Annotated in this window: 19 protein-coding genes and 4 pseudogenes; 3 read left to right on the top strand and 20 right to left on the bottom strand. The window is 51.0% G+C overall.

The features are described from left to right. Position 1: 1 nt before the first annotated feature. From ACX4JR_RS14795 to ACX4JR_RS14865, 15 genes and pseudogenes are all read right to left on the bottom strand, one after another. A pseudogene (locus ACX4JR_RS14795) lies at positions 2-1,910 on the bottom strand (FAD-dependent oxidoreductase). A gap of 10 nt (positions 1,911-1,920) precedes the next feature. After that, the gene (locus ACX4JR_RS14800; protein WP_476058778.1) at positions 1,921-3,243 is read right to left on the bottom strand and encodes an LCP family protein; all 1,323 of its coding nucleotides are present in this window, start codon (positions 3,241-3,243) and stop codon (positions 1,921-1,923) included. Positions 3,244-3,276: 33 nt separating this feature from the next. Continuing rightward, the gene (locus tag ACX4JR_RS14805) at positions 3,277-3,726 is read right to left on the bottom strand and encodes a hypothetical protein (protein ID WP_476058779.1); all 450 of its coding nucleotides are present in this window, start codon (positions 3,724-3,726) and stop codon (positions 3,277-3,279) included. Between the two features lie 80 nt (positions 3,727-3,806). After that, positions 3,807-4,532 (bottom strand): WecB/TagA/CpsF family glycosyltransferase, encoded by a 726-nt coding sequence (locus tag ACX4JR_RS14810; protein WP_476058780.1) that lies wholly within the window; start codon positions 4,530-4,532, stop codon positions 3,807-3,809. A 100-nt stretch (positions 4,533-4,632) separates the two neighbouring features. Beyond that, positions 4,633-5,124, bottom strand: coding sequence for an ABC transporter permease (locus ACX4JR_RS14815; RefSeq protein WP_476060582.1), 492 nt, complete (start codon positions 5,122-5,124; stop codon positions 4,633-4,635). A gap of 3 nt (positions 5,125-5,127) precedes the next feature. Beyond that, positions 5,128-5,400, bottom strand: a pseudogene (locus tag ACX4JR_RS14820) (ABC transporter permease); the annotation flags it as partial. A gap of 380 nt (positions 5,401-5,780) precedes the next feature. Further along, positions 5,781-5,944, bottom strand: a pseudogene (locus ACX4JR_RS14825) (macrolide ABC transporter ATP-binding protein); the annotation flags it as partial. A gap of 20 nt (positions 5,945-5,964) precedes the next feature. Next, on the bottom strand, positions 5,965-6,654 hold the full coding sequence (locus tag ACX4JR_RS14830) for an SdpI family protein (RefSeq protein WP_476058781.1): 690 nt from the start codon (positions 6,652-6,654) through the stop codon (positions 5,965-5,967). A 675-nt stretch (positions 6,655-7,329) separates the two neighbouring features. Then, a complete protein-coding gene (locus ACX4JR_RS14835) occupies positions 7,330-8,490 on the bottom strand; it encodes a glycosyltransferase family 4 protein (RefSeq protein ID WP_476058782.1) in 1,161 nt (386 codons plus the stop codon). A 48-nt stretch (positions 8,491-8,538) separates the two neighbouring features. Continuing rightward, positions 8,539-9,072, bottom strand: coding sequence for an AAA family ATPase (locus tag ACX4JR_RS14840; RefSeq protein ID WP_476058783.1), 534 nt, complete (start codon positions 9,070-9,072; stop codon positions 8,539-8,541). 282 nt (positions 9,073-9,354) lie between these two features. Beyond that, entirely contained in the window at positions 9,355-10,419 is a 1,065-nt protein-coding gene (gene arsB, locus ACX4JR_RS14845; RefSeq protein ID WP_476058784.1) for an ACR3 family arsenite efflux transporter, read from the bottom strand. Positions 10,420-10,495: 76 nt separating this feature from the next. Further along, positions 10,496-10,654, bottom strand: a complete 159-nt coding sequence (locus ACX4JR_RS14850; protein WP_476058785.1) for a hypothetical protein — start codon at positions 10,652-10,654, stop codon at positions 10,496-10,498. A 195-nt stretch (positions 10,655-10,849) separates the two neighbouring features. Continuing rightward, positions 10,850-11,902: a permease gene (locus tag ACX4JR_RS14855; RefSeq protein ID WP_476058786.1), complete on the bottom strand. Its 1,053-nt coding sequence runs from the start codon at positions 11,900-11,902 to the stop codon at positions 10,850-10,852. Positions 11,903-12,026: 124 nt separating this feature from the next. Next, positions 12,027-12,203, bottom strand: a complete 177-nt coding sequence (locus ACX4JR_RS14860) for a hypothetical protein (protein WP_476058787.1) — start codon at positions 12,201-12,203, stop codon at positions 12,027-12,029. Between the two features lie 107 nt (positions 12,204-12,310). Further along, on the bottom strand, positions 12,311-12,565 hold the full coding sequence (locus tag ACX4JR_RS14865; protein ID WP_476058788.1) for a thioredoxin family protein: 255 nt from the start codon (positions 12,563-12,565) through the stop codon (positions 12,311-12,313). Between the two features lie 324 nt (positions 12,566-12,889). On the opposite strand from ACX4JR_RS14865, the gene ACX4JR_RS14870 reads away from it, so the two are divergent. Beyond that, positions 12,890-13,123, top strand: a complete 234-nt coding sequence (locus tag ACX4JR_RS14870; protein ID WP_476058789.1) for a (Fe-S)-binding protein — start codon at positions 12,890-12,892, stop codon at positions 13,121-13,123. A gap of 362 nt (positions 13,124-13,485) precedes the next feature. Here the strand turns inward: ACX4JR_RS14870 and ACX4JR_RS14875 are convergent, their stop codons facing one another. Next, entirely contained in the window at positions 13,486-13,962 is a 477-nt protein-coding gene (locus tag ACX4JR_RS14875; RefSeq protein ID WP_476058790.1) for a hypothetical protein, read from the bottom strand. Positions 13,963-14,305: 343 nt separating this feature from the next. On the opposite strand from ACX4JR_RS14875, the pseudogene ACX4JR_RS14880 reads away from it, so the two are divergent. Beyond that, positions 14,306-15,397: pseudogene (locus ACX4JR_RS14880) on the top strand (IS3 family transposase). A gap of 281 nt (positions 15,398-15,678) precedes the next feature. After that, entirely contained in the window at positions 15,679-15,858 is a 180-nt protein-coding gene (locus ACX4JR_RS14885) for a transposase (RefSeq protein WP_476058791.1), read from the top strand. A 516-nt stretch (positions 15,859-16,374) separates the two neighbouring features. On the opposite strand, the gene ACX4JR_RS14890 is transcribed toward ACX4JR_RS14885, so the two are convergent. Genes ACX4JR_RS14890 through ACX4JR_RS14905 form a run of 4 tightly spaced genes read right to left on the bottom strand, consistent with a single transcriptional unit; the run spans position 16,375 to position 24,755 of the window. Then, entirely contained in the window at positions 16,375-19,380 is a 3,006-nt protein-coding gene (locus ACX4JR_RS14890; RefSeq protein WP_476058792.1) for a type I restriction endonuclease subunit R, read from the bottom strand. Beyond that, positions 19,367-20,788 (bottom strand): restriction endonuclease subunit S, encoded by a 1,422-nt coding sequence (locus ACX4JR_RS14895; RefSeq protein ID WP_476058793.1) that lies wholly within the window; start codon positions 20,786-20,788, stop codon positions 19,367-19,369. Before ACX4JR_RS14895 ends, ACX4JR_RS14890 begins: the two co-directional genes overlap by 14 nt. Then, positions 20,785-22,617 carry a DUF262 domain-containing protein gene (locus ACX4JR_RS14900; RefSeq protein ID WP_476058794.1) on the bottom strand — a complete coding sequence of 611 codons (1,833 nt, stop codon included), beginning with the start codon at positions 22,615-22,617 and terminating at the stop codon, positions 20,785-20,787. Before ACX4JR_RS14900 ends, ACX4JR_RS14895 begins: the two co-directional genes overlap by 4 nt. Beyond that, positions 22,614-24,755, bottom strand: a complete 2,142-nt coding sequence (locus ACX4JR_RS14905; protein ID WP_476058795.1) for a type I restriction-modification system subunit M — start codon at positions 24,753-24,755, stop codon at positions 22,614-22,616. The genes ACX4JR_RS14900 and ACX4JR_RS14905 overlap by 4 nt, the downstream gene beginning before the upstream one ends. Between the last annotated feature and the right edge of the window lie 83 nt (positions 24,756-24,838).

Below are 24,838 nucleotides of genomic sequence, written 5' to 3' on the forward strand. Positions count from 1 at the left end.
ATTAATTCCCCTCGGATTTAACGTATTTTTGTACCGGGTCTTCATAACCCACCCATTCCAGAAAATCCTCGATCAGCATGTAACCCATGCCAACGGTAATTACGTCATTATTTTCGCGAATTCTTTCCAGCAATTTTTCATCCCAAAAGCCCTGTTCCGCCAGGTAATCAAAGGCCTTATACTTATTCATATCCAGCCCGAGATAGCGACAAAACATGTAGGCCGTATCATAAACCGTAAGGATGTTACCCTCTTCCCAGAGTTGGGGATATGTCTCTACATTGGCCCCCGCCTGCTTGACGGCCCGGGAAAGGGAAGTAATAAATTTTCGCTCTTCCATTTGCCGGTCCAGGCCGTAATCATTTTTATAGCCTCCCCAGGCCAGCCCCAGCCGGCGCATAAATTTGAGCCCTGAATAAGCCCAGTGGCGGGTCACATTCAGCGGCCTTACTTTGAAGGGCTTTAATTCCATTCCCTGTTCATTCAGCCGCTCCTGCAATTGGGCCATGTACCTCTTAGATCCCGCCAGTTCTCGAATGGACATCTTCTTTTCCAGGGCCATGGCCACCGCCGCCCCGGCCGACTGGCCTGCGGCCATGCCTACGGGAATGGTACGGGCACTCCCGGCGGCCAGTGAATCGTAACTGGCCGAGCGACCTACCACAAGCAGGTTATCCACTCCCCGAGGAATCAAAGAACGTAACGGAATTGCATACTGAAGCGGGTTGCCCACCGTAACCCTTGTCTTTGGGCCCGGTGGCCTGTATGTCCACGGGATAGGAGCCAAAGGCCACGCGGTCATAAAAATCCCGATTTTCCAGCACATCATCAATGGTGAGCCGGTATTCACCCAATACATGCCGTGACTCTCTTATGTACAACTCCGGCGCCACACCGGCCAACCTTACACCTTTAAAGCCGGGCACTTCCCGGGAAATAAAGTCCACTACCCGCGGCAGTTCCAGCAGGGCCAGTGTCCTGGCCTTTTTCCTTGAAGCGGGGTCCAGGGGGTTGACACCGAATATTTGCAGGGCATTAACTAAAACGCTGCCGTCGTCCTGCCTCCCGACGTTTAAGCCCCGCAGGGCAATCCGGGAAGAAAAGGGCTTATACCGGGCAGTTTCTTTGCCAAATCCCCAGGCGCTGCGCCAATTGGCGCCGCTGTTCCAATCTCGATCCCGGTGCATTAAATAGTAATAAATATTAAACCAGTCCAGGTTATTAATTCCCTCTAAGCGAAATACCAGGGTTGCGGCCATATTATCCTCCGGCCTGCCTAAATCTGCATGTCCCACGGTATAAGGCGCACCGGCTGCAGCTGCCAAGTCTGCATCCTGGGTGGCATCAATTACAAAGGCAGCCTTTATTTTCAAAATCCTTCCATCTTCTGCAAGTACCCTTACCCCCTCTACCCGGCTCCTTATTTCACCTTTATCCAGGAGTGGCTCGAAATTTTCCACGGACATTAACACATCCAGCTTTTTCTCGGCATTCACCATGTTATGAAAGACATTTATGGCTGCCTGCACGTCAAAGGAATCACCGCCCACCTGGCGATAAAATTCCTCAAAGATGCCGCGATTAAGAATTTCCCCGTTAGGGCCGTAGTTCATGTCTATACTGTTCAGCCATCCCCGGGTCATGAGCCCCCCCAGCACCGGGCGGATATCAACCAGCAGAGTGGAAAGCCCGTTCCGGGCGCCGGAAACAGCGGCGGCAACCCCTTCCGGGTCACCGCCCACCACGATCAGGTCATATTTTTCCTTGATATCCGCTTCCTTCAGGGCCACCTGCTCCGGACTGGAAAATATCAAATCCGGGCGCAATAAAATTACCCCGCCCAACAAAAAAAGAAAGATGGCCGGCAAAACTAGCCACTTTTTCATTCCCACAACCCGTTCCTCACTCATGCCAGCAGTCCTAGATAGAGGTGCCGCTGTTATCAATGTCAATTATTATTTCCACCTGGCCGCCGCCACCACTTGTGGCCGGCTGGTTTTGCGGCAAGCCCTCCGGCGGCCTGGATTCATCCGGGGATGCCTGGCTAGCGTCACCGTCCTCCGGGGGCAGCCCGGCGCCATCACTTTCTTCAAGTCTATCCTGCCCGGACGAATTTTCTCCGGGCTCCGGGAAAACATTGCCGTTAACGTTATTTACCGTTTGGGAGTTTTCAATTTGCCGGGCAGCGGCAGGCTCGTTATTTACTTTATCGCTGTGCTGGGAGAGCAATACCTTTTCATCCTGCCTGGGCTTGGGCCTTAAGTCTTCCGTGGGCCCCTGCACAATCTCCTTTACAACTTTACCCTCTTCGAAAAGGGCCAGGGCCACGCGCCTGGCCTGCTCCTGGTCCACGGCCCAGAAACTTCCCTGTTCGGTATTTAAAAAGTGTCCGGGCAGGGTTTGGGTTACAATTTCTACGGAATCTAAATTTTTGCCGGCCCTGGCCAGCTTAATCATTTGGGGCAAGCCCATGTTTGTTTCCACATTTTCATAGATTTCCGGGATTAACTTGTGCAGCCTGGTTATCGTCTTCGGCTGCATGACCTCCCTGGCAAGGGCCTTTAAAAATTTCAACTGGCGGCCGGTACGGTCGATATCACTCCCGTCTCCACGGTAACGTACATATTGCAGGGCCTTATCCCCGTCCAGCCGCTGTTCTCCCTTTTTAAGATTAATGCTAAACTTGCCCCCGTAAGCCCGTTCATAATGATACATATCCTTTTCCACATACAGAGTTACCCCGCCCAGGGCGTCTACAATATCCTTAAAACCGTAAAAGTTGGTGAGGATATAATAATCCAGCGGGATTCCGATAAGCTGTGATACCGTTTTCATGGCCAGTTCCGGGCCGCCATAGACATTGGCGGCATTAATCTTATTCCACCCGTACCCGGGTATAAGCACCCGCGTATCCCTGGGAATGGACAGCATGGATATCCGGTTTTCCTTATCATTATAGTTTAAGACAATTATGGTATCGGTACGGCTGTAATTGTCTCCAGCCTCCCGGTCGTCGGTACCCAGGAGAAGGACATTAAACCCCTTAATTTGGGACGACTTATCCCCCTTGCCAGCATCAATGCCCCCCAAATCGCTACCACTGCCACCTACGCCCGGTATAGGGAAAAACCAGCCTGAAACAAAGCCATAAGCACCTGTAAATACGGTCAGGGCCGCAATAACGGCCAGAACCAGCGGAAGAATTTTTCTCCTTTTTTTTCGGCGCCTCCTGCGCACGGTCATAACTTATCATCAACCTTTCGGCATAAAAGTCGCTTAGCCGCGGTACATAATTACGGCCTGCCTGATGGCCTTAATGCCTCTCCCGTCATCCCGGGGAATGGTAAAGAGGTGATTGGCGGGAACATATTTATTAGCGGTATAGTTAGTTCCTGTAGTAATATCGGGAATGCCGCTGCCAGTAGGATCAACAATAACCGCCGCCCCGGAGCGCAATATGAACTCCGTCCCGGCGGAACCTATAAAAGTCTCACCCGGCTGCAGTGTTTTGATTTGCCACTCCAGGGAAGCCCCACCTGCGGACTGAATACTTTCCAATATTTCCTGGAACTTTTGCTGAACCAGGTTTTGTACATAACTCCTGGTAACCAGCGGGTCCGAAGGACTTCCGGGATCTCCGTAATCGGCCAGTGCCAAGCTTGACATTCCCAGTACAGCCAGTATCAAAATTAATCCAAAGGTCCAAAATTTATTCTTGAAACGCACAGTATCCCCCCATTTTCAACATAAATACAAACAGTTCTTCGACATCTGCAGAATATTTCCTGCCATAATAGTTATCAACATTAAGTTTTCAGGCGGTATTTTTTGGCAACCAGCCAGGCAAACTTTGGCAGCGCCGTCATCCGCCGCCAGCGGGAAGGCTCCCTTATCAGGCGATAAAGCCACTCCCCTTTGAGGCGCCGAACCCAAAGGGGCGCACGGCGGACATTCCCAGAAATAACGTCAAAACTCCCCCCCACCCCCACGGCCACACAATTTAAACATTTAAGGTGCCGGTAAATCCACAATTCCTGCCGGGGAGCTCCCAGAGCCACAAACAGTATGTGGGGGCGGGAAGCAAATATTTTATCAAGAACCTCTCCTTCTTCATCATCTTTAAAATAACCGTGGTGAGTTCCTGCCACGATAAGGCCGGGAAATTTTTCCTGCAGGTTTTTTCCGGCGGCATCAGCCACACCGGGAGCGGCACCCAGCAAAAAAATCCTCCAGCCGTCGGAAGCCGCCCGGCGGGCCAGTCGGAGCATCAAGTCAATGCCGGTCACCCGCTCCGGCACGGGACAGCCGGCCACCCGGGAGGCCCAAACAATTCCTTCCCCGTCAGGAGTTACAATGTCCGCACTGTTAACCACTTCCAGCAAGCGGGGTTCATACTGGGCCCGGTAAAGATATTCGGGATTGAGGGTGATTATTTGATGGCCTCCTCCCCGGCATACCAGCTCAGCCACCCGGTTTTCGGTCTCTTCCATATTTAAAGCGTCTATCCGCGCGCCTAAAATTTCTACCTTCATAAAATATGTAGAACAGCCTCCCCGAAATGAGGTTCCCTAAAATTCTGCAAAAAGTTTCTTGCCTCTGGCCCCGAATTCCTGCCCTGGAACCTAAAACAACTTAATCCCGGCGCAGCGCTTCGATGGGGTCGAGCCTGGAAGCCTTGCCGGCGGGCATAACCCCGAAAACTACGCCCACGGCGGCGGCGAACCCAAAGGCCAGCAGGGCCGTCCACCAGGACACCAGGGGCGGCCACTTGGCCACCCTGGCGACCAAGTAGGCGCCTCCGACACCGAGGATCATACCGATGGCTCCCCCTATGAAACAAAGCACCACGGATTCAATGAGAAACTGCACCAAAATGTCCCTGCGGCGGGCCCCCAGCGCTTTGCGAATACCTATTTCCCTGATGCGTTCCGGAACCGAAACCAGCATGATGTTCATGACCCCGATTCCTCCCACGAACAGGGATATCCCGGCAATGGAGCCGATAACCAGGGTCATGATCCCGGTGACCCTGTTGGCCGCGGCCATTTCCTGTTCCAGGTTCACGCTGGAATAGCGCCCCGGGGCGTTGTGCCTTCTTTCCAGGATTTTTACCGTTTGCTGCATGGCCGTTCCCACCTTGTCCCTGGACCGGGCACTGCCCTCAAGGGAGTGAATCGAACCCCTCGGGAATATGGATTGCCATACCCGGATGGGGATATAAACTTTTTTGGTTTCCCCCATTTCCAGCAAAGAACCGCCCTGCTTGATGACGCCCACCACCACCAGGGAAGTGCCGCGCATCAAGATCTTTTGCCCCAGCGGGCTGCCGTTGCCGAAAAATTCCCGGGCCAGTTCCTCGTCCACCACCGCCACCTTGCGCCTGCCCACCGCGTCGGCCGCACTGAAGGGCCTCCTTCAGTTCCAGTTTCCTAATGTGGGCGTACTCGGGCAAAGTCACCACCACTTCGGCGAACTTGCTTTTCCGGCCGCCGCGCACCTGAAGGTAAGTCGAACTGGGAGGAACCAGGTACTGCACCTCGGGAACAAGCTGTTTAATCACCTCCACGTCCTGCAGCGCAAATTCCCTGCCGGTGCGCGGCTCGTCGCTGCGCCAGTCCACATAAATAAAGAAAATATTTGTTCCTATTTTTTCCAGCTCCGCATCAGCAGCGCCCTGCCCCCCTGGTCCACGGCCACCACGGCGATGACCGCCGCAATGCTGATGGTAATGCCCAGGGCGGTCAAAAACGAGCGCAGCTTGTTGCTCCAGATGCCTTCCAGAAGGTTTGAAAAACAAAACCGTCTTGCGGTTGCGAATGGCGGCCAGCTCGTCATCGCCAAGCCCGCTGACCTCCACCCCGTCCAGCCTGTAGGAGCCGGAGGTGGGTGTGTCCAAACAACCCAGCAGGTTCAGCAGGGTGGACTCGCCCGAGCCATGTGGTCCATATCCTTAAGTGCACATTACTACTTTTTCTTATGTGTCAATCTACGGAATATAACATAAGAAAAAATCACCGGCGTAAGCACCATTATAGCGAAGCAGGCAATAAATGCGTGAGCGCCCCAGGGTGACGGGACCGGCACCAAAGCAAGACATATAAAACCGCCTATCACCCATACCTTGGCCCCCAGTTCATGGGTTTGTCTCCAGACCGCCTCATTGGCCAAGGTCCAAGGAGTCCTTATACCAAAAATGAAATTAGGCGAAATAAATTCCATAGCATGCCCAACCAAGATAAAAGAGATGGCGATAGCGCCATTTATTATAAGATGTGCTTGCACATCATAACCAAGGGCTAACGCTAAAGAAATAGTATGAATAGTTATGATAAGCATCATTATAACCCAGCGCATTAGCCTATAAATACTTGCAAAACGGACATAGTTCCTCCGGAATGGGTCTACTAAAGGTAGTACCAATAACAGAATATATACCCCCAAAATAAAGAGCGGGCTTATAAAAGCAGCCGAAAAACGTGAAACATAATCGTTTACCTCACCCTTTAAGTTCCAATGAATGGGTACCTCTTGGGGAAGTATAGGGTACAAGATAGCTCCTATAATAAATAGCCCGGCAAGAATCACCCATAGTGGCCAATCTGGCTTTAACGTCTCCCAACTAAGAGAATACGCATTCTCATCTTTTCTCTTCATAACCCATCACTTCCTTGACTTTTCAACTATTTTATCAAATTTTTTAGAATGTCTTCTGTAAAAGCCAGGTACTTTTTTAAACATAATTAGACACTTAATCTGCCTATCGATTATTATGTAGATAGCTCAGCAAAACAGGAAACTTGTGAGATTGGTGCGGTTATCCACAGGTAAAAGAAAGGTGATAGTATGCAGCAAGTTGGATGTGCCGGGAATTGTTTTCCCTGAACTTTCCCAGTACCGGGAAAAGACGCACGGCTGAGCGCTTTTCTCCAATTGCTCAGGGACTTCAATTTGGTGCCACGGCAGGGATAAAAGCAATCCCTACGGTGGCCTGGTTTTTTGCCCCAAATTGAAGAGGAAATGTTTCCTTAAATTTGCTCTTGATATATTACCTTAAATTTACCGTTACATTATATCAAAACAATCATAAAAAAATTGTAAGCTGAAAAGATAGTCCTTTTTCATTTATTTGTTGCACATTTTCTATGATTGTACTGCACAATTTCTCTATACTGTGACTTAAAACTAATAAGTACATCGTAAATATATAAAGAAAGAGAGAACTAGATTCTCTCTTAGAGAACTAGATTCTCTCTTCTTAAGTCCAGATAAATTTATTGGGGGGAGGAGGTCACTCGTAAAATAAGGACAGCCTGGATTCAGGCTGTCCCCCTATAACAAGCCGGTTTTGACATTAAATATTAAGGATGAATAGATTTCTAAAAGTTTCAAGGCATAATTCCTGGAAGATAACCTTTTTGAATTTTGGCGGGCATTCTCAGCCATTTTTTTTCTGAGATTTTCGTTTTGTAAAAGAAGCCTTATCTTATTTATAAAGGCCTCCTTCGATAAAGGAGTTAAGAAACCGTCGACCCCTTCCTCCACCATTTCCGACACCCCGTTTGCATCCACCGCGACCACCGGCAACCCTGCAGATTTGGCCTCCGGTATAACAAGTCCCTGGGTTTCGGAAACGGAGGCAAAAACAAAAATATCCGCTTCATGATAACACTTAATTACTTCTTCCTGGGGTAAAAGCCCGGTGAAAGCAACTTTTTCCGTCAAGCCCAGGTTTTTGGCCATCTCCTTTAGTTCCCTTTCCTGAGGCCCTTTACCCACCAGAACAAGCCGGACTTCAGGAAAGTCCCTACTGACAGCGGCAAAGCACTCTAAGACAAAAGCAATATTTTTCTCCCTACCCAATCTCCCCACACACAGAAGTATTTTTTCATGCGCCTTTATGCCGTAACGCTTACGTAACCAGCCCGGCTCTTTGATCGTAAATTTTTCTATATTTATACCCGTAGGTATTACCTCCAGGGGTGTTATAACACCTAATCGTCTTAAATAATTTTTTGCTGCCACTGTGGGAGTTATAACAATATCACACCGGTTACAAAAATTAAGATAAATTTTCCGGATTAACAGTTTGGCAACATTTTGCGGAATAGGAAGGTAGTGACTGTAATACTCATAAAAAGTATGACAGGTATAAACCAGAGGCAGCCCTAACTGCCGGGCATTTTGCGCCCCCATCCAACCCATAGGAAAAGGATGATGAACATGAATAATATGGGGCTTTATCTTTTTGAGAACAGCTCGCAAATGCCGGGAAAAGGGAAAGGCCAAATAATAATCCGGGTTGGTGGGTGAGGGCATTGATACAAAGCGAAATACCTTTTTCTCTTTTGCACAATTAGGGTACCTCGGGGCAAAAAGAAATACTTCGTGGCCCAGGGAAGAAATTTCTTCATTTAAGGTCTGTATTGAATGAACGACACCGCTATTGTAAGGCAGATAACAGTCTGTAATAACCGCTATTCTTAAACCCATAAGCCACTACCTCAATACATTTTTTTGATCCATTTAAATATTTTTCCGTTAGTTTACATTATTATTCTTCTCTTCCACCATCACAGATGTGATTGAGTCCCTGACTTTTTGAATGCCGGCCTCATCCCGGCTGCCACTAACGGTAATGATTTTATGAAAGCCTTCCTCAAGTACCGGAACCTGAAGGGAACGGTACATTGAGGCTATAATGTCACCATGGACGATCCATTCGCCCGGGCGAAGTTTGTTCCGATGCTGAATTTGTTCCAGCGGCACGTCAAAAAAGATCCCGAGCACCTTTTGGCCGTACCGCCGGGCCAATTCAATCCACGGGCGGCGCCGCTCGCGGGTTAAATTTGTCGAATCGAAGGCCACAGACCGACCGAGGCGCAAATAGCCTTCCACCAGCGCTTTAACTATTACCCAAACCTGCGGCTCTACGGTCTTGTTAAAAATAACTCCAAATAATTCTGAACGAATTTTATCCGGAGAAACGATAACAAAGCCGGACTCAGGCAAGCCAAGTTTCTTAAGCAAGGTTGACTTGCCTGAACCGGGCAGGCCGATATTCATGATGAACATTAAGTATCACCCCGTGGATACACCTGGAAGAATTCTGGCTACATTAACCCAATATAAAGTGCTAAAATTTATAATACCTGATTATTTGTTTCCTCATACGGGACGATTTCAGGTATGAAAGAAAAAGCTGCATTATATTTAGTTAACCAGCCGCAAGGAATGCCTAATTAAAAATCCCGCGGAAACCTGATGTAAACCTGCTGTGCATCCGGCAACTGTCAGAGCCTTAAAGCATAATGCCGGGAGGTATATCTAACACCTCCCGGCTTAAATTTTTACCCGTTACCTTGCCTTCGCCAATTCATGCCCGAAATATTTCCGCTTAAAGGACAGGGCCACATTCACCAGGCCGATCATTACCGGCACTTCGATAAGGGGTCCGATAACCGCGGCAAAAGCCTGGCCGGAGTTAATGCCAAACACCGCCACCGCCACCGCAATGGCCAGCTCAAAATTGTTACTGGCTGCCGTAAAGGACAGGGTGGTGGTCTGTTCGTAATTTACGCCCGACTTCATGCTGACATAGAAAGAAATCAGAAACATGAGCAGGAAGTACAATATCAGGGGCACCGCTATCCTCAGAACATCCATGGGCAGTGTTACAATATAATTCCCCTTTAAGGAGAACATTACTATAATGGTAAACAACAAAGCCACCAGAGTAAGGGGGCTGATTTTGGGTACAAATTTATTTTCATACCATTCCCGGCCTTTTGCCGGCATAAGGGTAAACCTGGTTATTATGCCTGCAATAAAAGGTATGCCGAGGTAAATGAAAACACTTTTGGCCACTTCAGCCATGGAAATATGTATTTCCAGGGACCTGAGACCAAGCCACTCCGGAATGAGGGTAATGAAAACATAAGCATATACCGAGTAAAATAACACCTGAAATACGGAATTTAAAGCTACCAAAGCCGCGGCATACTCTGTATCACCCTTGGCCAGCACATTCCATACGATAACCATGGCAATGCAGCGGGCAAGACCGATCAGGATAAGGCCCACCATGTATTCCGGGTAATTTTTTAGAAAAATTACTGCCAGTAAAAACATCAGCACGGGCCCTGCCACCCAGTTTTGAAAAAGACTCAGGCCCATTACCTTAACATTGGTAAACACTTTACCTATTTCTTCGTATTTTACCCTGGCCAGGGGCGGGTACATCATAATGATAAGGCCGATGGCAATGGGTATATTTGTGGTTCCCACCTGAAATTTGCCCCAAAAATCTGCAATTGGGGGATATAAATATCCCCCGGCCACACCAGCGGCCATGGCCAGGAAGATCCATAAAGTTAAGTACCGGTCCAGAAATGAAAGTTTACGGGTAACCGTTTCTGCCATGATTTTGCCCTCCTCAATAAGTTAATATATAAAAATTGTTTTATGTATTAACCAAAAATTTTTTGGCCATGCATTCTTACTCGCCTTGTTTTGCCTTGACGTATTCCCTGTACAAAGCCTGACATACTTCTCCTTGGCTGAGTCGGGTATAGTAGTTATAAGATCTGGCTCTTTTAAAAAGTTCTTCCTTGATATCTCCCTCGGACAGAGACCTGGGGTTACAGCATTGGGCCATACTGAAATCACCTCCTATGAATGATTATTTATAAACAATTGCTTATGTTATAATACTTTAATATTATATTGTCAATTCCTAAAGTCGCTAAGGGCAGGCAATTAACTGCCTGGCCCATAAACAGTCGGCACAGGACGGGCTGTTATGTCGGCCATGGAATCCATCCTAACCATCATTTATGATTCTATTGCTTATTTAACTTACAATACTCCCGAAGAGCATACCCGTAAACGTTGCCAACATAACCACCAGCAAAACATAAACAATGGTCTTTTTGGTACCCATGACGTTTCTGACCACCAGCATGTTAGGCAGGCTTAAAGAAGGTCCGGCCAGTAAAAGCGCAAGGGCGGGGCCCTGCCCCATACCCATGTCCAAAAGCGCCTTTACAATAGGCACTTCAGTCAAGGTAGAAAAATACATCAGAGCGCCGATAACCGAGGCCACCAGGTTGGAAGACAGGCTGTTTCCGCCCACCGAGGCCGAAATCCACTGTTCCGGAATAACGGCTTTAAGCACGCCAGCCACAAAAACCCCTATCAAAAGAACGGGGAAAATCAGCTTCACAAATCCCCAGGTTTCTTTTAGCCAATCCAAAACCTCATCCGTGTCATACCAGGCAATGAGCACCGTGGCTAAAAAGCTCAACAGCGCAAATATAATGGAAACTCTATTCCAAAACGGTATGGATGCGGTACCGAAAACAAGGATGGCCACCAGGACCCCGAAAAAGGCCAGGAGATGTCCTATGGGCTTCCCTTCCTCACCGGCAAACATACCCCCGTCGTCAAGGCCTTCTTCTTTTCTTTCTTCTTGTTTTCTAAAGATCAGGGCCATTAAAAGACCAATAACTATGGAAAACAGCACGGCGCCCACGGCCCGGGCCAGCCCCAGTTCCCAGCCCATTTTCCTGGCCGTGAGCACTATGGCCAGGATGTTGACCGCCGGGCCGGAAAAAAGAAAGGTTACCGCCGGGCCCAGCCCGGCACCCTTTTTATGGATACCGGCAAAAAGGGGCAGCACCGTGCAGGAACACACGGCCAGGATGGTCCCGGACACCGAGGCTACACCATAGGAAAGGTGTTTCGGGGCCCGGGGGCCGAAATATTTTAACACCGCACCGGTAGATACCACCGCGGCTATGCCGCCGGCGATGAAGAAAGCCGGCACCAGGCAGGTCAGCACGTGAGCCGACAGGTATTCCAGGAGTTCGTTGAACCCGCTCTGCAACACACCCGTAAATGTCATTTTTTTCATCTCCTAGCTTAAGTCCATTAATGCTTTATCTAATTGATTCGTTTATAAGCCGGTATCCATGGAATTTTTGATCTTATCGCAAATTTTCCGCACATCCCCCGGTAAAAGGTCAAAGTCATGGCTTTTCTTTATAGGCAGGCATGCTCCAGGGTTTTCCTGGCGCAATGCTGGGGGCAACCGTCAATGGCCGCGATTCTCTTGACCCCCTGACCGATTCGACGAAGCTTTCCAGGTACCCGCCGATTCCGGCCAGGCAGTACATTTTCCCCACCTTGTCCTTTGTAAGTTCCACTGCCGCCTGGTTGGCTATTTGCCTCGCGTTGGACGCCCCCGAATAGGGGAAAATAAGAATCTCCGTAGCCTCACAGGTACAAAAACAGGTGCAGGTTTCGGCTATCTTTAAACCCCCTCCTTTTGCATTTCTTCCTGGATGTAGCGGATAATATCCTTATGTTTGGGTACCCGCCCGAATACCTTAACCTTACCGTTGATCACCAAACCCGGTGTCATTAGAATATTGTACTCGGCAATTTTGTCCATGTCTTCCACTTTCTCCACATCAGCTTTGACTCCCAGTTCGTCCAGCGCTTTGTACACTGTTTTTTCGGTCTCCTTACATTTCCTGCAACCGGGTCCTAACACTTTAATTTCCATATTTATCCTCCTCCTTTAAATCAGCTGTCCCTGTTATCCTTTCCTTGCGCTAAGCCACACCCGGAAACCCTTTCCAGCTTCCTTAAGCCGCTCATGCTCCCCGGTAAAGAGGGGGACGGGCCTTCCAGCTGCGTGAAAGAAACCTGCCCTCTTATTAGTTATTGTTTATATAATGATAATCTTATATATAAACATTGTCAATATAGTTTTTAATCTACCACCATTGGCATAATAAATATTTCCTCCTATAATTATATAATAATTGTCTTATTTTCCAGCAAAAAAATATTTTCACAAAAGAGGGGTGTTAAATTATACGGGGCTGTGAACACTGCGGTTTGCGGGTTAACGACAAATGAAAATAAAACAAAATCAAATTGCCGCCGGCGCGGGGAACAGACTTGCCTGGCCTTTGCCGCCCAGCTGGTAACGGGAGGAAAACATCCGTCCAGCACTCAACTTATTAAGTGCTGGACGGGGCCGAGATCTCCCTGTCGCAGTATCCACATTTGGGGGAATTTTTCCACGAAAATATTATCTTTAACAAGCAGTACTTAACTTGGAAAATTTCCCCCAAATCCCAGGGGTGGATAAATCCAATCCGGAAAGGAGCGAAATCCTGGTCATGGGGAGGCCGCTTAACCGAAATTAAAAACGGTTAGGTTTTTTGAACCAGGTAACAGTAGCCCCTTATACAGAATTTTACTGGAACTAAGGAGTCTGGAGATTGCCATTTTCGCAGCCAATAGATTTTAGGTCAGGCGAAAGACTTGGCGAGCCGACAGGATGCAAGGCTCACAGACAATTAGCCAGAACCGCTCCTAAGATCTGGTAGGGACGGGCTCTGTCCTGCTGTAGAGCGGGGCAACACACCGGCGGCGCCGGCCGAGAGGTGCCGGCGCCGCGAGGTAGAGACCCTCTCAGTCAAAGATTTCCTCCAGAATTTTAAGCCAGGTCGGCTTCTTATGTTTATGTTTGTGACTACCATAATAGGGCTCCCGGTGGTGCTTTTTGTAATAATCCTCATATTCATCTTCGATGGAATTGTTAGTCCTATCCTTATAAAACTCCATGATGTAAGCCCAGACATATATCCGGCCTGAATCATTCCCGAGAATTTTGCAGGCACTAAAAACCTTTCCACCAAAATGCGGCTTTATTAAATTTTTATCTAAATACGCCAAAATAGCAACATCATTTTTACCAGCCGGTGGATTATTTACATTCGCATCCTTGACATTATTGGCATCGCCATCACAACCAAGAAGAATAAACGATAACGCCAGCATTATACTGAATACTAAAGCAATAGATTTTTTGCACATGGCTTGACAAAGGCGGTTTGGGCGTAGTCGCCAATACGTTGTTATGTGACGTTGTAATACCGAAGCACCCATATAGCTGTTAATATATTTGACCTAATACTACCTAGTACAGAGGTATATTTGAGTAATTTCTAGAAACTCCAAAAAAGTATTATTGTTAAAGATAGATAATTTTCTTCCCGATGTGGAACCTAAATCATTTGGAAACTTTATTCCTAGAACCCATCCGAGCATGAGAAAAACTATTGAATATAGAATAGTATAATGAAATCCTGAATCTCCATTTGACCAAGCTTTTAATCCCAATGAATTTAAGACAGAGTCACCTAAACAAAAATTCGTTCCGAGACTAAAGGAAAATACCTATAATGGACCCAAGATTTTGGACACGAAATCAGGGGGTCTTAAGATACAAATGTCTGTTCGGAAACACTACTCACCTGAATTTAAAAGTAAAATTGTACTGGAAATTCTAAGAGAAGAAGAATCAATTTCCGAAATATCTTCAGAATATGGCATCCATATTTGGGGGAAATTTCCCAAGCCAAATCTTGCTTATTATAAAGACAATATTTCCGGGGGAAAATTCCCCCAAACCACCCAGCTAAGACGCTGGAAGAAAGAAGCCGTTGAAAGGCTGCCCCAGCTGTTTTCAAATCAAGAAAAGAAAATTGAAGCCATGAAGGCGGAATACGAAAAGCAAATCCAGGAATTATATGCTGAAGTTGGGCGACTAACAACACAACTTTCCTGGCTGAAAAAAAATCTGGTCTCTGATCTGACCAGGACTGAACGCGCAGCCCTGGTCGAGTGGGACAACCCTGACATCCCCATCAAAACCCAGGCAGAACTGCTGGGACTTAACCGTTCGAGCCTTTATTACAAGCCGGTAAAACCGTCACCAGAAGAAATCACCATCAAGCACTGCATTGATGAAATATATATACAATATCCTTTTTACGGCTCAAGGCGCATTACTCCCCAGCTCCGCCGGGAGGGTTTTATTATCAACCGTAAAGCGGTTCAACGCCACATGCGCGAAATGGGAATCTCCGGCATTTGCCCGGGCCCGAACCTGAGCAAGCGAAACAGGCAGCACCAGGTATACCCTTACTTGCTCAGAAACCTTGACGTCACCCATCCCAACCACGTCTGGGGTATTGATATTACCTACATCCGCCTGCAAAATTGGCCATCATGGACTGGTACTCCCGTTACGTGGTAAGCTGGGAACTCGATCAAACTCTGGAACTACTTTTCGTAATTGAGGCTGTAAAAAGAGTCCTGGCCCGAAACAAACCGGAGATAATGAACAGCGACCAGGGAAGCCCGTAAGGAGATAAACCGTTATCTGGAATTTTATAATTATTCAAGGCCGCATCAATCATTGGACTATCAAACTCCAGCTGAAATTTACTTTCAACAGAAAAATAACACTTTCAGGGAGGCGGCATATACCGGGGAAAATATTACAGATCTGGGAGGAGAAATTGGTTTTCACCTTTAAAAATAAGAGTTAATCACCATGAACAAACATATGTTTGTAGCTTAAATTTTTAAAATTTGTGTCTTGACAATGGGGTCCACCTAGTATGAGGTAATGTGCTGGCATATTCCCCGGAGCCGCCCCGCCGGCATTAAACGAAATACCACATGCGGGGTGGATGTCAAGGCCGCCGCTCCTCCGGGAAACTGGAAGGGGTTTGCCTGCCTGGTTTAGTGTTTTGTTAGAAACAGTGCAATATAAACAGTTTCGTCCAACTTATAATTCGTAACTGAAAAAACGCTATGCAAACTGTAACCGAAAGAGTTTATGATACGTTAGCCTGCTATAACTTCCCCCAAGAACACCGGAAACGATTACGTACTACAAACATCATGGAGCGGTTAATACGGGAAGTGCGACGGCATACAGACGTAGCTTGTACGTTTCCCGATGCTGGCAGAACAGGCATTATATGGATATGACCTTGTTTTACGAATCCAATTGCCAAAAAGTAGGTCATATCATGTCAAAGGAATCATAACTTATTGGAGGCTCTGCCCCCCAAACCCCCGAGGTTTAACGCTTTAGTTCTCCTCAAGGGTAACATTTTTAGGGGTGGGCCGGTACTTAAACTAGCCCAAGTTACCCCCGGCAGAACCCCGCCGGGCGCTCAGGTTGCTCCTCAGCAGTGCCCTATCCTCCCGGCGGGTAAGAGCCAATTATAGTGTTTCCTAATTCCCGGTTAGGAAATGCGTGGGAAATTACACACAAAAATTGACACAACCCTGGGAGAGCACCTTTGAAACAGCAGTTTTTGACCGCTATAAGCGTATGGAGCCGGAAATTGAGGATATTGCCTGGCACCAATGAACGGCAAAAACTGCCTTCAGGACCTAAATGCCGCGACTGTTTCGGGATTCGTGTAGCAAGGTCCAGCCGCAGCATCCAGATAGTTCACGAGGCGTAATACCTAGCCTACCCCGCAGTGTCTGGATTCATCACGTCCCTGGGCCAGTATATGTCATCGAGAAACTGGTATCCGTAAGCCACTTCCTAAAAGCCGGATTATCACTGAACTGCTTGAACAGCTCGGTATAGTCTGCCAGAAGCTCGACAATTACCCGTTGCAGGGCCCTGTCGTGCTCGATGCGGGCGTTTTGCTTGTCAGAGTTCTTCATTGCATTCTGATATGCCCTATCCGCCGCAACCTTCATCGGAATCTCCTCGATAATCACCTTGCGGATCTTGTCTGCATCCTTCCAGTCGATGTTGCCGAACTGCTCGTTAAAGGCCTTGAGGATATTGCTCAGGCGATCCAGTTGCGGCTCGGGCATGTGGCCGCCACCAGCAGCGGGGACGGGGTCGATCTCCGCGTCCTGATCGGCCAGAGTGATGCTCATCGCCGAGCGTACCTCCGCCCGGTAGCTGTCCATGTCGATCGCTTCCAGGATGCCTTTGGAAAGGTCCTTTTCCTTGGGCGCTGGCAGCTTGAGGATTAGGAAGTTAAGAAAGATGGAGAGCTTCTCCCAATCGGCGATGCTATAGGGCAGGATCGAGGCCAGGAAGCCGTAGGTCCGCACGAATGCTTTGGCCTTGCCCTTGAAGTCTACCTGCCCATCCTCGTCCAGTTCCTCCACATAAGTGGCAACGCAGGTCTCCAGGATCGGGTCGAGCCGGTCCCGGCCGGCGCCTTTCACGTAAAGCTCGACGAGCTGCTCCACCTGGTCGGGGGCGTAGACCTGGTAGCGGTCCAGGTCCGCTTTCAGGTCATGGAGCTTGTTCGGGTCTGTCTCCTCGCTCAGGATGGTCGTGCGGTAGTAAGGCTCAAAGGCCTTCCGGATGGTATCGGCGTCGTTCTGGAAGTCAAGCACGAAGGTGTCGTGCTTCTTCGGGTGCGCCCGGTTGAGGCGTGAGAGTGTCTGCACCGCCTTGATGCCCGACAGCGGTTTGTCCACGTACATCGTGTGCAGCAGAGGCTCGTCGTACCCAGTCTGGAATTTGTCAGCGCAGATGAGAAAACGGTATGGATCTTCGCGGAAGCGCTCGGGGATCTGGTTACTCGGAAAGCCGTTGAGGGACGCCTCCGTCACCTTCTGCCCGCCGTACCCGTGTTCGCCGGAGAAGGCCACAATGGCCTTCCATGGGCTCTTGCGTTCCTTCAGGTAGTCGCGGATGGCATAAAAGTACTGGATCGCCCGCTCAATACCGCTGGTAACCACCATGGCCCGGGCCTGGCCGCCGATCTTGTGCTTGGCCAGCACCTGGTCGTGAAAGTGGTCCACCATGATTTCGGCCTTCTGGCGGATGGCGTGCTCGTGGGACTCCACGTAACAGCGTAGCTTCTTCTGGGCCTTCTTGACGTCAAATTCCGGGTCGTCTTCCACCGTCTTAATTAGCCGGTAGTAGCTCTCCACCGGCGTGTAGTTTCTCAGCACGTCCAGTATGAAGCCTTCCTGAATGGCCTGCTTCATGGTATAGCTGTGGAACGGGCGATGTTTGACCTTGTCGCCCTCTGGATGCGCCTCGCCAAAGATCTCCAGCGTCTTGTTCTTGGGGGTAGCGGTGAAGGCGAAGTAGCTAGCGTTCGGAAGCATCTTCCGCGATTCCATGATGCGGTTGATCACATCCTCCACCGTCTCCTCCTCTTCCTCGCCACCCCGCTCCGAGAGCGCAATGTTCATCTTGGCGGCCATGCGCCCACCCTGGCTGGAGTGGGCCTCATCGATAATGATCGCAAAGGTGCGCCCCCGGTGCTCGTTGCCGATCTCGTCCAGGATGAAGGGAAACTTCTGGACGGTGGTAATGATGATCTTCTTACCGGCAGTCAGGAACCGGCGCAGGTCCCCCGAGCGCTCGGCATGCCCCACCATGGAGGCCACCTGAGCAAACTGCTTGATGGTATCGCGAATCTGCTTATCGAGCACACGCCGGTCGGTAACGACGATCACCGAGTCGAAGATCTCCTTGCTCCCCTGCTTCAGTCCGACGAGCTGGTGGGCCAACCAGGCGATAGAGTTCGACTTACCGCTACCGGCTGAGTGCTGGATGAGGTAGCGACGACCTACGCCATGCTGGCGGGCGTCGGCCAAAAGCTTCCGGACCACGTCAAGCTGATGGTAGCGGGGGAAGATCTGAAGCCGCTTTTTGCGCCCCGTGCGCGGGTCCTTCTCCTCCACGACCTGGGCGTAGTTTTCGATGATGTCCGTCAACCCCTCACGGGTGAGGATCTCGCGCCACAGGTAGTCGGTCTTGAGGCCGCTGGGGTTGGGCGGGTTACCGGCCCCATCATTCCAACCCTTGTTGAAAGGCAGGAACCAGGAATCCTTGCCCCTTAGGTGCGTGCAGAAGCGCACCTCCTGGTCGTCCACGGCGAAATGCACAAGGCAGCGGCCGAATTGGAAGAGCAGCTCGCGCGGATCGCGGTCACGTTTATACTGCTGGACCGCATCTTCCACGGTCTGCTTGCTCAGGCGGTTCTTAAGTTCGAAGGTAGCGACGGGTAAGCCGTTAATGAAGAGGCACAGGTCGAGGGCGCGCTGGGTCTCGTCCTTGCTGTAACGCAGTTGGCGCGTAACGCTAAAGATGTTAGCGGAAAAAAGCTTTGCGGCCTGTTCGTTACCCGGCGAGGGGGTGCCGTAGAAGAGAGCAACATGCGCTGGTCCATGCTTGACTCCGTGACGCAGCACGTCCACCACGCCGCGCTTGGCGATCTCCCCCTGCAACCGGGCGAGAAACTGCCGCCGCTTGGGGCCTTCCGCGTGCAGCTCGAATTGTTCGACTACCTTGGGCTGCGTCGCCTGCAGGAAGGCCAGCAGCTTCGCCAGGTCCACGGCGTGGTCACGGTCGTAGTCCGCCGGATCGCCCAGAACGTAGCCAGCGCCCCCGTAGGAAGCGGCTGGTTCGCGTACTTCACCCGTCTGTGGCACAGCCTCAATGGGCACACCGGTGAGCGCCGCGACGATCAGGCTCTCCAACCCCTTCTCACTGAAATCAGTTGTCGGCATCAACGGCCACCTCCTCGATGCCGGTCGTCTCCTTCGATTCAACGTACTCGACCCAATCGTCTGGAACGTCGGCCTCGTCCAACTCGGGCAGATCCACACCGCGCACGTCCAGTTTGCCCGTGACCACGTCGGCGATTAAACGAGTTCGATATTCGCGGATGAGATCGATCTTGCGTTTGGCTAGACGAATCGCACCATCTATCGAAGCTATCTCATGCTGAACCATCCGAATAATCTGATCCTGTTCGTCCAATGGGGGTATGATAACTCGCAAGTCAACGAGTTTCTCTCGGGTCAGATGGGCAATACTGACCCGATTCACAATAGACTCAAAATAGCCTCGTTTGCCCATCAAGAAAAACAAATACAGCAGAAACCTCGATCGCACCTTCGAATTCGGTGTAATCTTGTGTACGGAGTTCTGGATGTAACACTCCTTCAGTTCGCCGTTCCAAAGACAGGCACGTCCTACTTCGCCGCCCTCACTTACGAGTATGTCGCCAGGTTGGAGGCGCAGTGTTTTCATCTCTGAAGGCGAAAACCACATTTTCGCTACATCGTCTAGCTTGGGAACAAACCATTGGATATTGGCTGAACGCAGATATGGCTTCAGCTGATAGCCGTCAGATGACGTGGTCATGAGCATTTTTCCAAGGGTTATTTTTGCGACATTCTTAAGGCGGAAACTTTTCCAATGTTCCGGCACATCTCCCAGCCAGTCGAGGCCGGAGGGCTTGAGGCGGACGTTCGGGTCGAAGCCGCGAGTCACAGCCCGGTGGATGATGGCCTGCTTCTGCTCGTTGAGTAGCTCTATCAGCCGCTGCTTGGCGCGGATGAAGCGGTGGATACGGCGATCAATGGTCTGGAGAAAGCGAGCGATCTGTTCTTGTTCATCAACCGGGGGTACGGGGCTCTTTATGGTCTTAAAGTCTTCGTACCGTAGACTTAGCTGGTCATCACAAATCCCATAGGAGTACCTATAGAACTCCTTCGTAAACGACGGAATGCGAAATAGGTAATGATAGTAACGTGTATCAATCCGCCTGGTATCACGAGGACGTACCACAATATACGCCGGGCTAACAAGACCTCTGTACTCCGACCGGCCAACTGCTCCCTGCCACATTCTCATTTTGTTGTAAGCCAGGTCTCCAGGCTGGACGAGTTTATAGTTACTTTTGTCTTCGTTGGATGAGTCCTTCTTAAAGCTACTGCGGAGGAGTTGTTCTTGGCGAACAACTCCGTGTGTGATGGTCACGGAAAGGAGTTGCTCCGATACAAAGCCGCGTTCGATACGCTCAGAGAAGATTGCGCGGTGGGGATATGTCTTCCAATGCGCCGGAATCTTCCCCAGCCAGGGCAAGCCGGAATCCTTGTATTCGGGGTAAGGCTTCAGTTTGATACTCATAGCCCCACCTCCCGCAGAAGTTGGTCAGGGTCCCAGATGCGCTCGGCGATCTGACGGTAGAGCTCGCTGCGAGCGTCGAGATCGGCCTTCCTGAAATGCTCGTGCGGCTGAAACGGCAGTCCGCTCTCGCGCACGAACCGCAGAAAGCCCGGGTTATGTTCGTAGCACTGTGGGTGCAGCGAGCGGGCCAGCAGGTTCTGGGTGTTATAGTACAGCAGCTTCTCTTCATACGTAAGGTCGCCGTAGCTGGCGTTGAAACTCTTGGGCAGGAGCAGCAGTCCGCCGATGCGATTGCGATAATCGGCAAAATCCGCGGGATTTGGAAATTCATCGGTGTGTCGTTTGGGCTTATCGGCCCAAATATGCTCTACCTCATAGCGGTTTTTACCATGAACACTCACGTACTCAAGGTACCGCGACGGCATGCCTGACTGCCGTTCCACGTAGTCGGTGATGCGGGCCAGGATGCGGTGCAGGTACCGGCAATTTTGCTGATGTAGATAGAGGCGATCGTTAGTGGCGAAGGTCCCCTGCTCCTTGTCCAGCGTCTCCCGCAGCTTCACTGCCAGCACCTCAGGCTCAAGGCCGCGGATCTCCCTCATCACTAGAAACATAACGTACTGCATGGTCGAGTAGGCAATACTGCGGAAGTTCCACAGTCGCCAGGTGAGCAGGATGTCTACGAAAATCGCCACCAGGCGCAGCTTGAGCTGTACCACCTCTTCAATGTCGTCGGGACGGAGCGGTGCGAGCAGCAGCATGTACTGCAAGGTGAAGCCGTGGTGAGCGTTGTAGAGCACGTGTTCGAGGCCGGGCACAAGCTTCTCGGAGGCTTCCATCAACCGCAGATACTGGCGCGAGTAGAAGTCGAAGTCGCGCTCGATGAAGCGGTAGAAATCTGTGCTCTGCTTAAGACCAATGGCTTCGTGGTTATCGCGCACCCAGCGGTGGTACTCGGTGCCAATACGATCGAAGTCCTCCGGCCGGGCATCCTTTTTGCGCTCGCGTATTTTGGTTGCGTACTGGCTGCGCAGCCAGGCCTTAAAGAAGTCGACCTCTACCTCCTTGCCCCGCTCTCCCAGCTGGAGCATACGGCTTTTCCAAAGTGCGTTCGCCGCTGTCTTCTTGCTGGCGTCGGTGATGTTCGCGAGCAGGAAACCCTTGAGCATGTCTGTCGGGCTAAGAGACAGCCCGCGGTCGTTCATGGTCTCGAAGATCGTGTAAGCGTCGTCGTCCGAGTAGGCGGTAATCTCCACCAGGTGGACGTTCTCGATGAGCCAGTCAATGAAGTACGGCAGGGCTTCCCCACGCAGTTCTTCGGGAAAATACTCCTCGATGTCGCCGTAGCGGGCGAAAAGGTTCTGGACTGACTCGGGCTTATCGGTGGGGTCAAAAGGCTTACGGTCGAAGAGCGCTTCCATGCACGGGATGCGTTCCTCGATGTCCAGGTTGAAAGACTTCTTGCCATACTTCTCGGAGTAGATCAGTTCGTCAATGTTCACCTGGTCGGCACGTCCCTGCTGGAGGTTCCGCAGATAAATCAGGAGCAAGGACAGACTGGTTAGGCGCTGTTGGCCATCCACGATGAAGTTGGTGTTGTCCTTACGGCTGATGATAATCGAGCCAAGGAAGTAGTGACCGTATTCCGCCACTTGCTCCCGCGGGTGACCGAGCTGATAGTCCTCCAGGAATCTGCCTGACAGGTCCTCAACCAGTTCGCGGATTTGCTTCTCCTGCCACTTGTACTCGCGCTGGTAGTAATCGATCGAGTATTTGACGCCCTTGAGCAACTCGCAGACGGTCTTGGTTTTCCCGAGGATCTCCCTCATTGTGCCCCCTCCGTCTCGATGAGAATCTGATCGAGCAGACCCTCGGTTTCCCTCTCTAGCGCCTCGATGTCGGCGCGAATCTCCTCCAGCGTGCGCAGGGACTGCGGTTTGTAGAAGTACCGGGTGAAAGAGATCTCGTAGCCGATCTTGGTCGCTTTTTCATTGATCCAGGCGTCCGGAACGTAAGGCAGTACCTCACGGCGGAAGAAGCCTTCAATGCCACCCTCCTCCAGGAGTGGCACTTGCTCGGTATCACGCAGCTCCGTGTCCGGCTCATACTCCACCACGCAGGGTTTTCCGTCGAGAGTCACGGCGTAGCGGCCGCGGGTGGGGTCGGCCTCGACCTTACCCGGCCTGTGCACCTTCTTGATAATCGGCTGTGCGGCCTCGTCCCTTTCGGCTAGTGCGGTCTGCAGGAGCTTCTGCCGCTTGGCGGTGAGCTTGACGCCATGATGGTACGCATCCTTCTCGACGGCGGTACGGAAGGCGTTAAAATCAAGATGCGGGCCCGGACCAAGCACCTCGGCTATTCGATCCACCAGGTTAGCCAGCGCCTCTTCGTCCGCTTCCTTACAAGTCTTCCGGAACCGGGCACGGGCAGTCTCGGACAGGTCCACCTTCAGGCGCAGCGGTCGCTCGACCGTAATTTTCCAGTAGCCAAACGCCTCGTTGGGGAAGATCTTCGACTGCTCCGTCTCCTCGAACGCGAGATAAACATCCACGATGCGACGGATGTCGTCGTCGGAGAGTTCACAGTTCTTCTTACCCAGGTTCTTACGTAACGGCTTAAACCACTGGGTGGCATCGATGAGCTGGACCTTACCCTTTCGATGCTCGGGCTTGCGGTTGGTCAACACCCAGATGTAGGTGGCAATCCCTGTGTTGTAGAACATGTTCAGCGGCAGGGCGATGATGGCCTCAAGCCAGTCGTTCTCCAGGATCCAGCGCCGGATGTTGCTCTCGCCCTGACCGGCGTCGCCGGTGAAGAGCGATGATCCGTTGTGCACCTCCGCGATGCGGCTGCCAAGCGGCGTGTCGTGCTTCATCTTGGACAGCATATTTACTAGAAACATGAGCTGGCCGTCGCTAGAGCGGGTGATTAAGCTGAACTCCGGATCACCAGCGTGCTCGACGACGAAACGGGGATCCTTGATGTCGCTCTTGCCACCCATGCGCTCGAGGTCGGTCTTCCAGCTCTTGCCGTAGGGCGGATTAGAAAGCATAAAATCGAACCCGCGAGTGGGGAAGCCATCCTGCGAGAGCGTCGAACCCAACCGGATGTTTTCCGCCGCGCCCCCCTCGCCCTTGAGCAGCAAATCTGCCTTGGCGATGGCATAGGTCTCCGGGTTTACCTCCTGACCGTAGAGGTGGATAGAGACCTCCCTGCCGTGCTCTCGGGCCAGCTCGGCAAGCCGTTCCTCCGCCACGGTCAGCATACCGCCGGTACCGCAGGCACCGTCATAGAGAAGGTAGGTGCCCGACTCGATTTTGTCGGCAATAGGCAGAAAAATCAGGTCGGCCATGAGCTTCACCACATCTCGCGGAGTAAAGTGCTCGCCCGCCTCTTCGTTATTCTCCTCGTTGAAGCGACGGATGAGTTCCTCGAAGATCGTCCCCATCGCATGGTTGTCAAGCCCTGGGAGCCGGACGGAACCATCTGGGTTGAGAACCGAGTAAGGGCTCAAGTTGATGGAACTGTCGAGAAACTTCTCAATGAGGTGGCCTAGTATGTCGGCTTCGACCAGCGTCGGAATCTGATTGCGGAACTTAAACTTGTCCAGGATCTCCTGAACGTTGGGCGAGAAACCGTCGAGGTAGGCCTCAAAGTCGGCCTTGAGTTGCTGTGCCCTGGCGCGGGCCCTTAAGTCACGCAGGGTAAAGGGCGATGTATTGTAGAAAGGCTGGCCCGACGCCTGTCGGAGCGCGGCATCCTGATTGGTAATGCCGGCCTGGTCCAGCCGCTGCTTCATGTCCAGAACGGCCTGCTTGGTCGGCTCCAGCACCGCATCGATGCGCCGGATGACCGTCATCGGCAGGATTACGTCGCGATATTTGCCGCGCACATACACGTCCCGGAGCACGTCGTCCGCAATGTTCCAGATAAAGTTGGTGATCCAGTTGAGATCGCCGTTAGTCATGCTGCTCCTCCCCAGTAAGATAAAGTCCACGTTTAAAATGCTGATACGCCTAAACGCTTTGCTCAGCCATTTAATTCTCGTTT

This window comes from Desulfofundulus sp. JL263-se, assembly GCF_056316025.1.

Coding starts and splice junctions, on each gene's coding strand:
- ACX4JR_RS14800 (WP_476058778.1), bottom strand. CDS start 3,243: ATGACCGTGCGCAGGAGGCGCCGAAAAAAAAGGAGAAAAATTCTTCCG.
- ACX4JR_RS14810 (WP_476058780.1), bottom strand. CDS start 4,532: ATGAAGGTAGAAATTTTAGGCGCGCGGATAGACGCTTTAAATATGGAA.
- ACX4JR_RS14815 (WP_476060582.1), bottom strand. CDS start 5,124: ATGCAGCAAACGGTAAAAATCCTGGAAAGAAGGCACAACGCCCCGGGG.
- ACX4JR_RS14830 (WP_476058781.1), bottom strand. CDS start 6,654: ATGAAGAGAAAAGATGAGAATGCGTATTCTCTTAGTTGGGAGACGTTA.
- ACX4JR_RS14835 (WP_476058782.1), bottom strand. CDS start 8,490: ATGGGTTTAAGAATAGCGGTTATTACAGACTGTTATCTGCCTTACAAT.
- ACX4JR_RS14840 (WP_476058783.1), bottom strand. CDS start 9,072: ATGTTCATCATGAATATCGGCCTGCCCGGTTCAGGCAAGTCAACCTTG.
- arsB (WP_476058784.1), bottom strand. CDS start 10,419: ATGGCAGAAACGGTTACCCGTAAACTTTCATTTCTGGACCGGTACTTA.
- ACX4JR_RS14850 (WP_476058785.1), bottom strand. CDS start 10,654: ATGGCCCAATGCTGTAACCCCAGGTCTCTGTCCGAGGGAGATATCAAG.
- ACX4JR_RS14855 (WP_476058786.1), bottom strand. CDS start 11,902: ATGACATTTACGGGTGTGTTGCAGAGCGGGTTCAACGAACTCCTGGAA.
- ACX4JR_RS14865 (WP_476058788.1), bottom strand. CDS start 12,565: ATGGAAATTAAAGTGTTAGGACCCGGTTGCAGGAAATGTAAGGAGACC.
- ACX4JR_RS14875 (WP_476058790.1), bottom strand. CDS start 13,962: ATGGGTGCTTCGGTATTACAACGTCACATAACAACGTATTGGCGACTA.
- ACX4JR_RS14885 (WP_476058791.1), top strand. CDS start 15,679: ATGCAAACTGTAACCGAAAGAGTTTATGATACGTTAGCCTGCTATAAC.
- ACX4JR_RS14890 (WP_476058792.1), bottom strand. CDS start 19,380: ATGCCGACAACTGATTTCAGTGAGAAGGGGTTGGAGAGCCTGATCGTC.
- ACX4JR_RS14895 (WP_476058793.1), bottom strand. CDS start 20,788: ATGAGTATCAAACTGAAGCCTTACCCCGAATACAAGGATTCCGGCTTG.
- ACX4JR_RS14900 (WP_476058794.1), bottom strand. CDS start 22,617: ATGAGGGAGATCCTCGGGAAAACCAAGACCGTCTGCGAGTTGCTCAAG.
- ACX4JR_RS14905 (WP_476058795.1), bottom strand. CDS start 24,755: ATGACTAACGGCGATCTCAACTGGATCACCAACTTTATCTGGAACATT.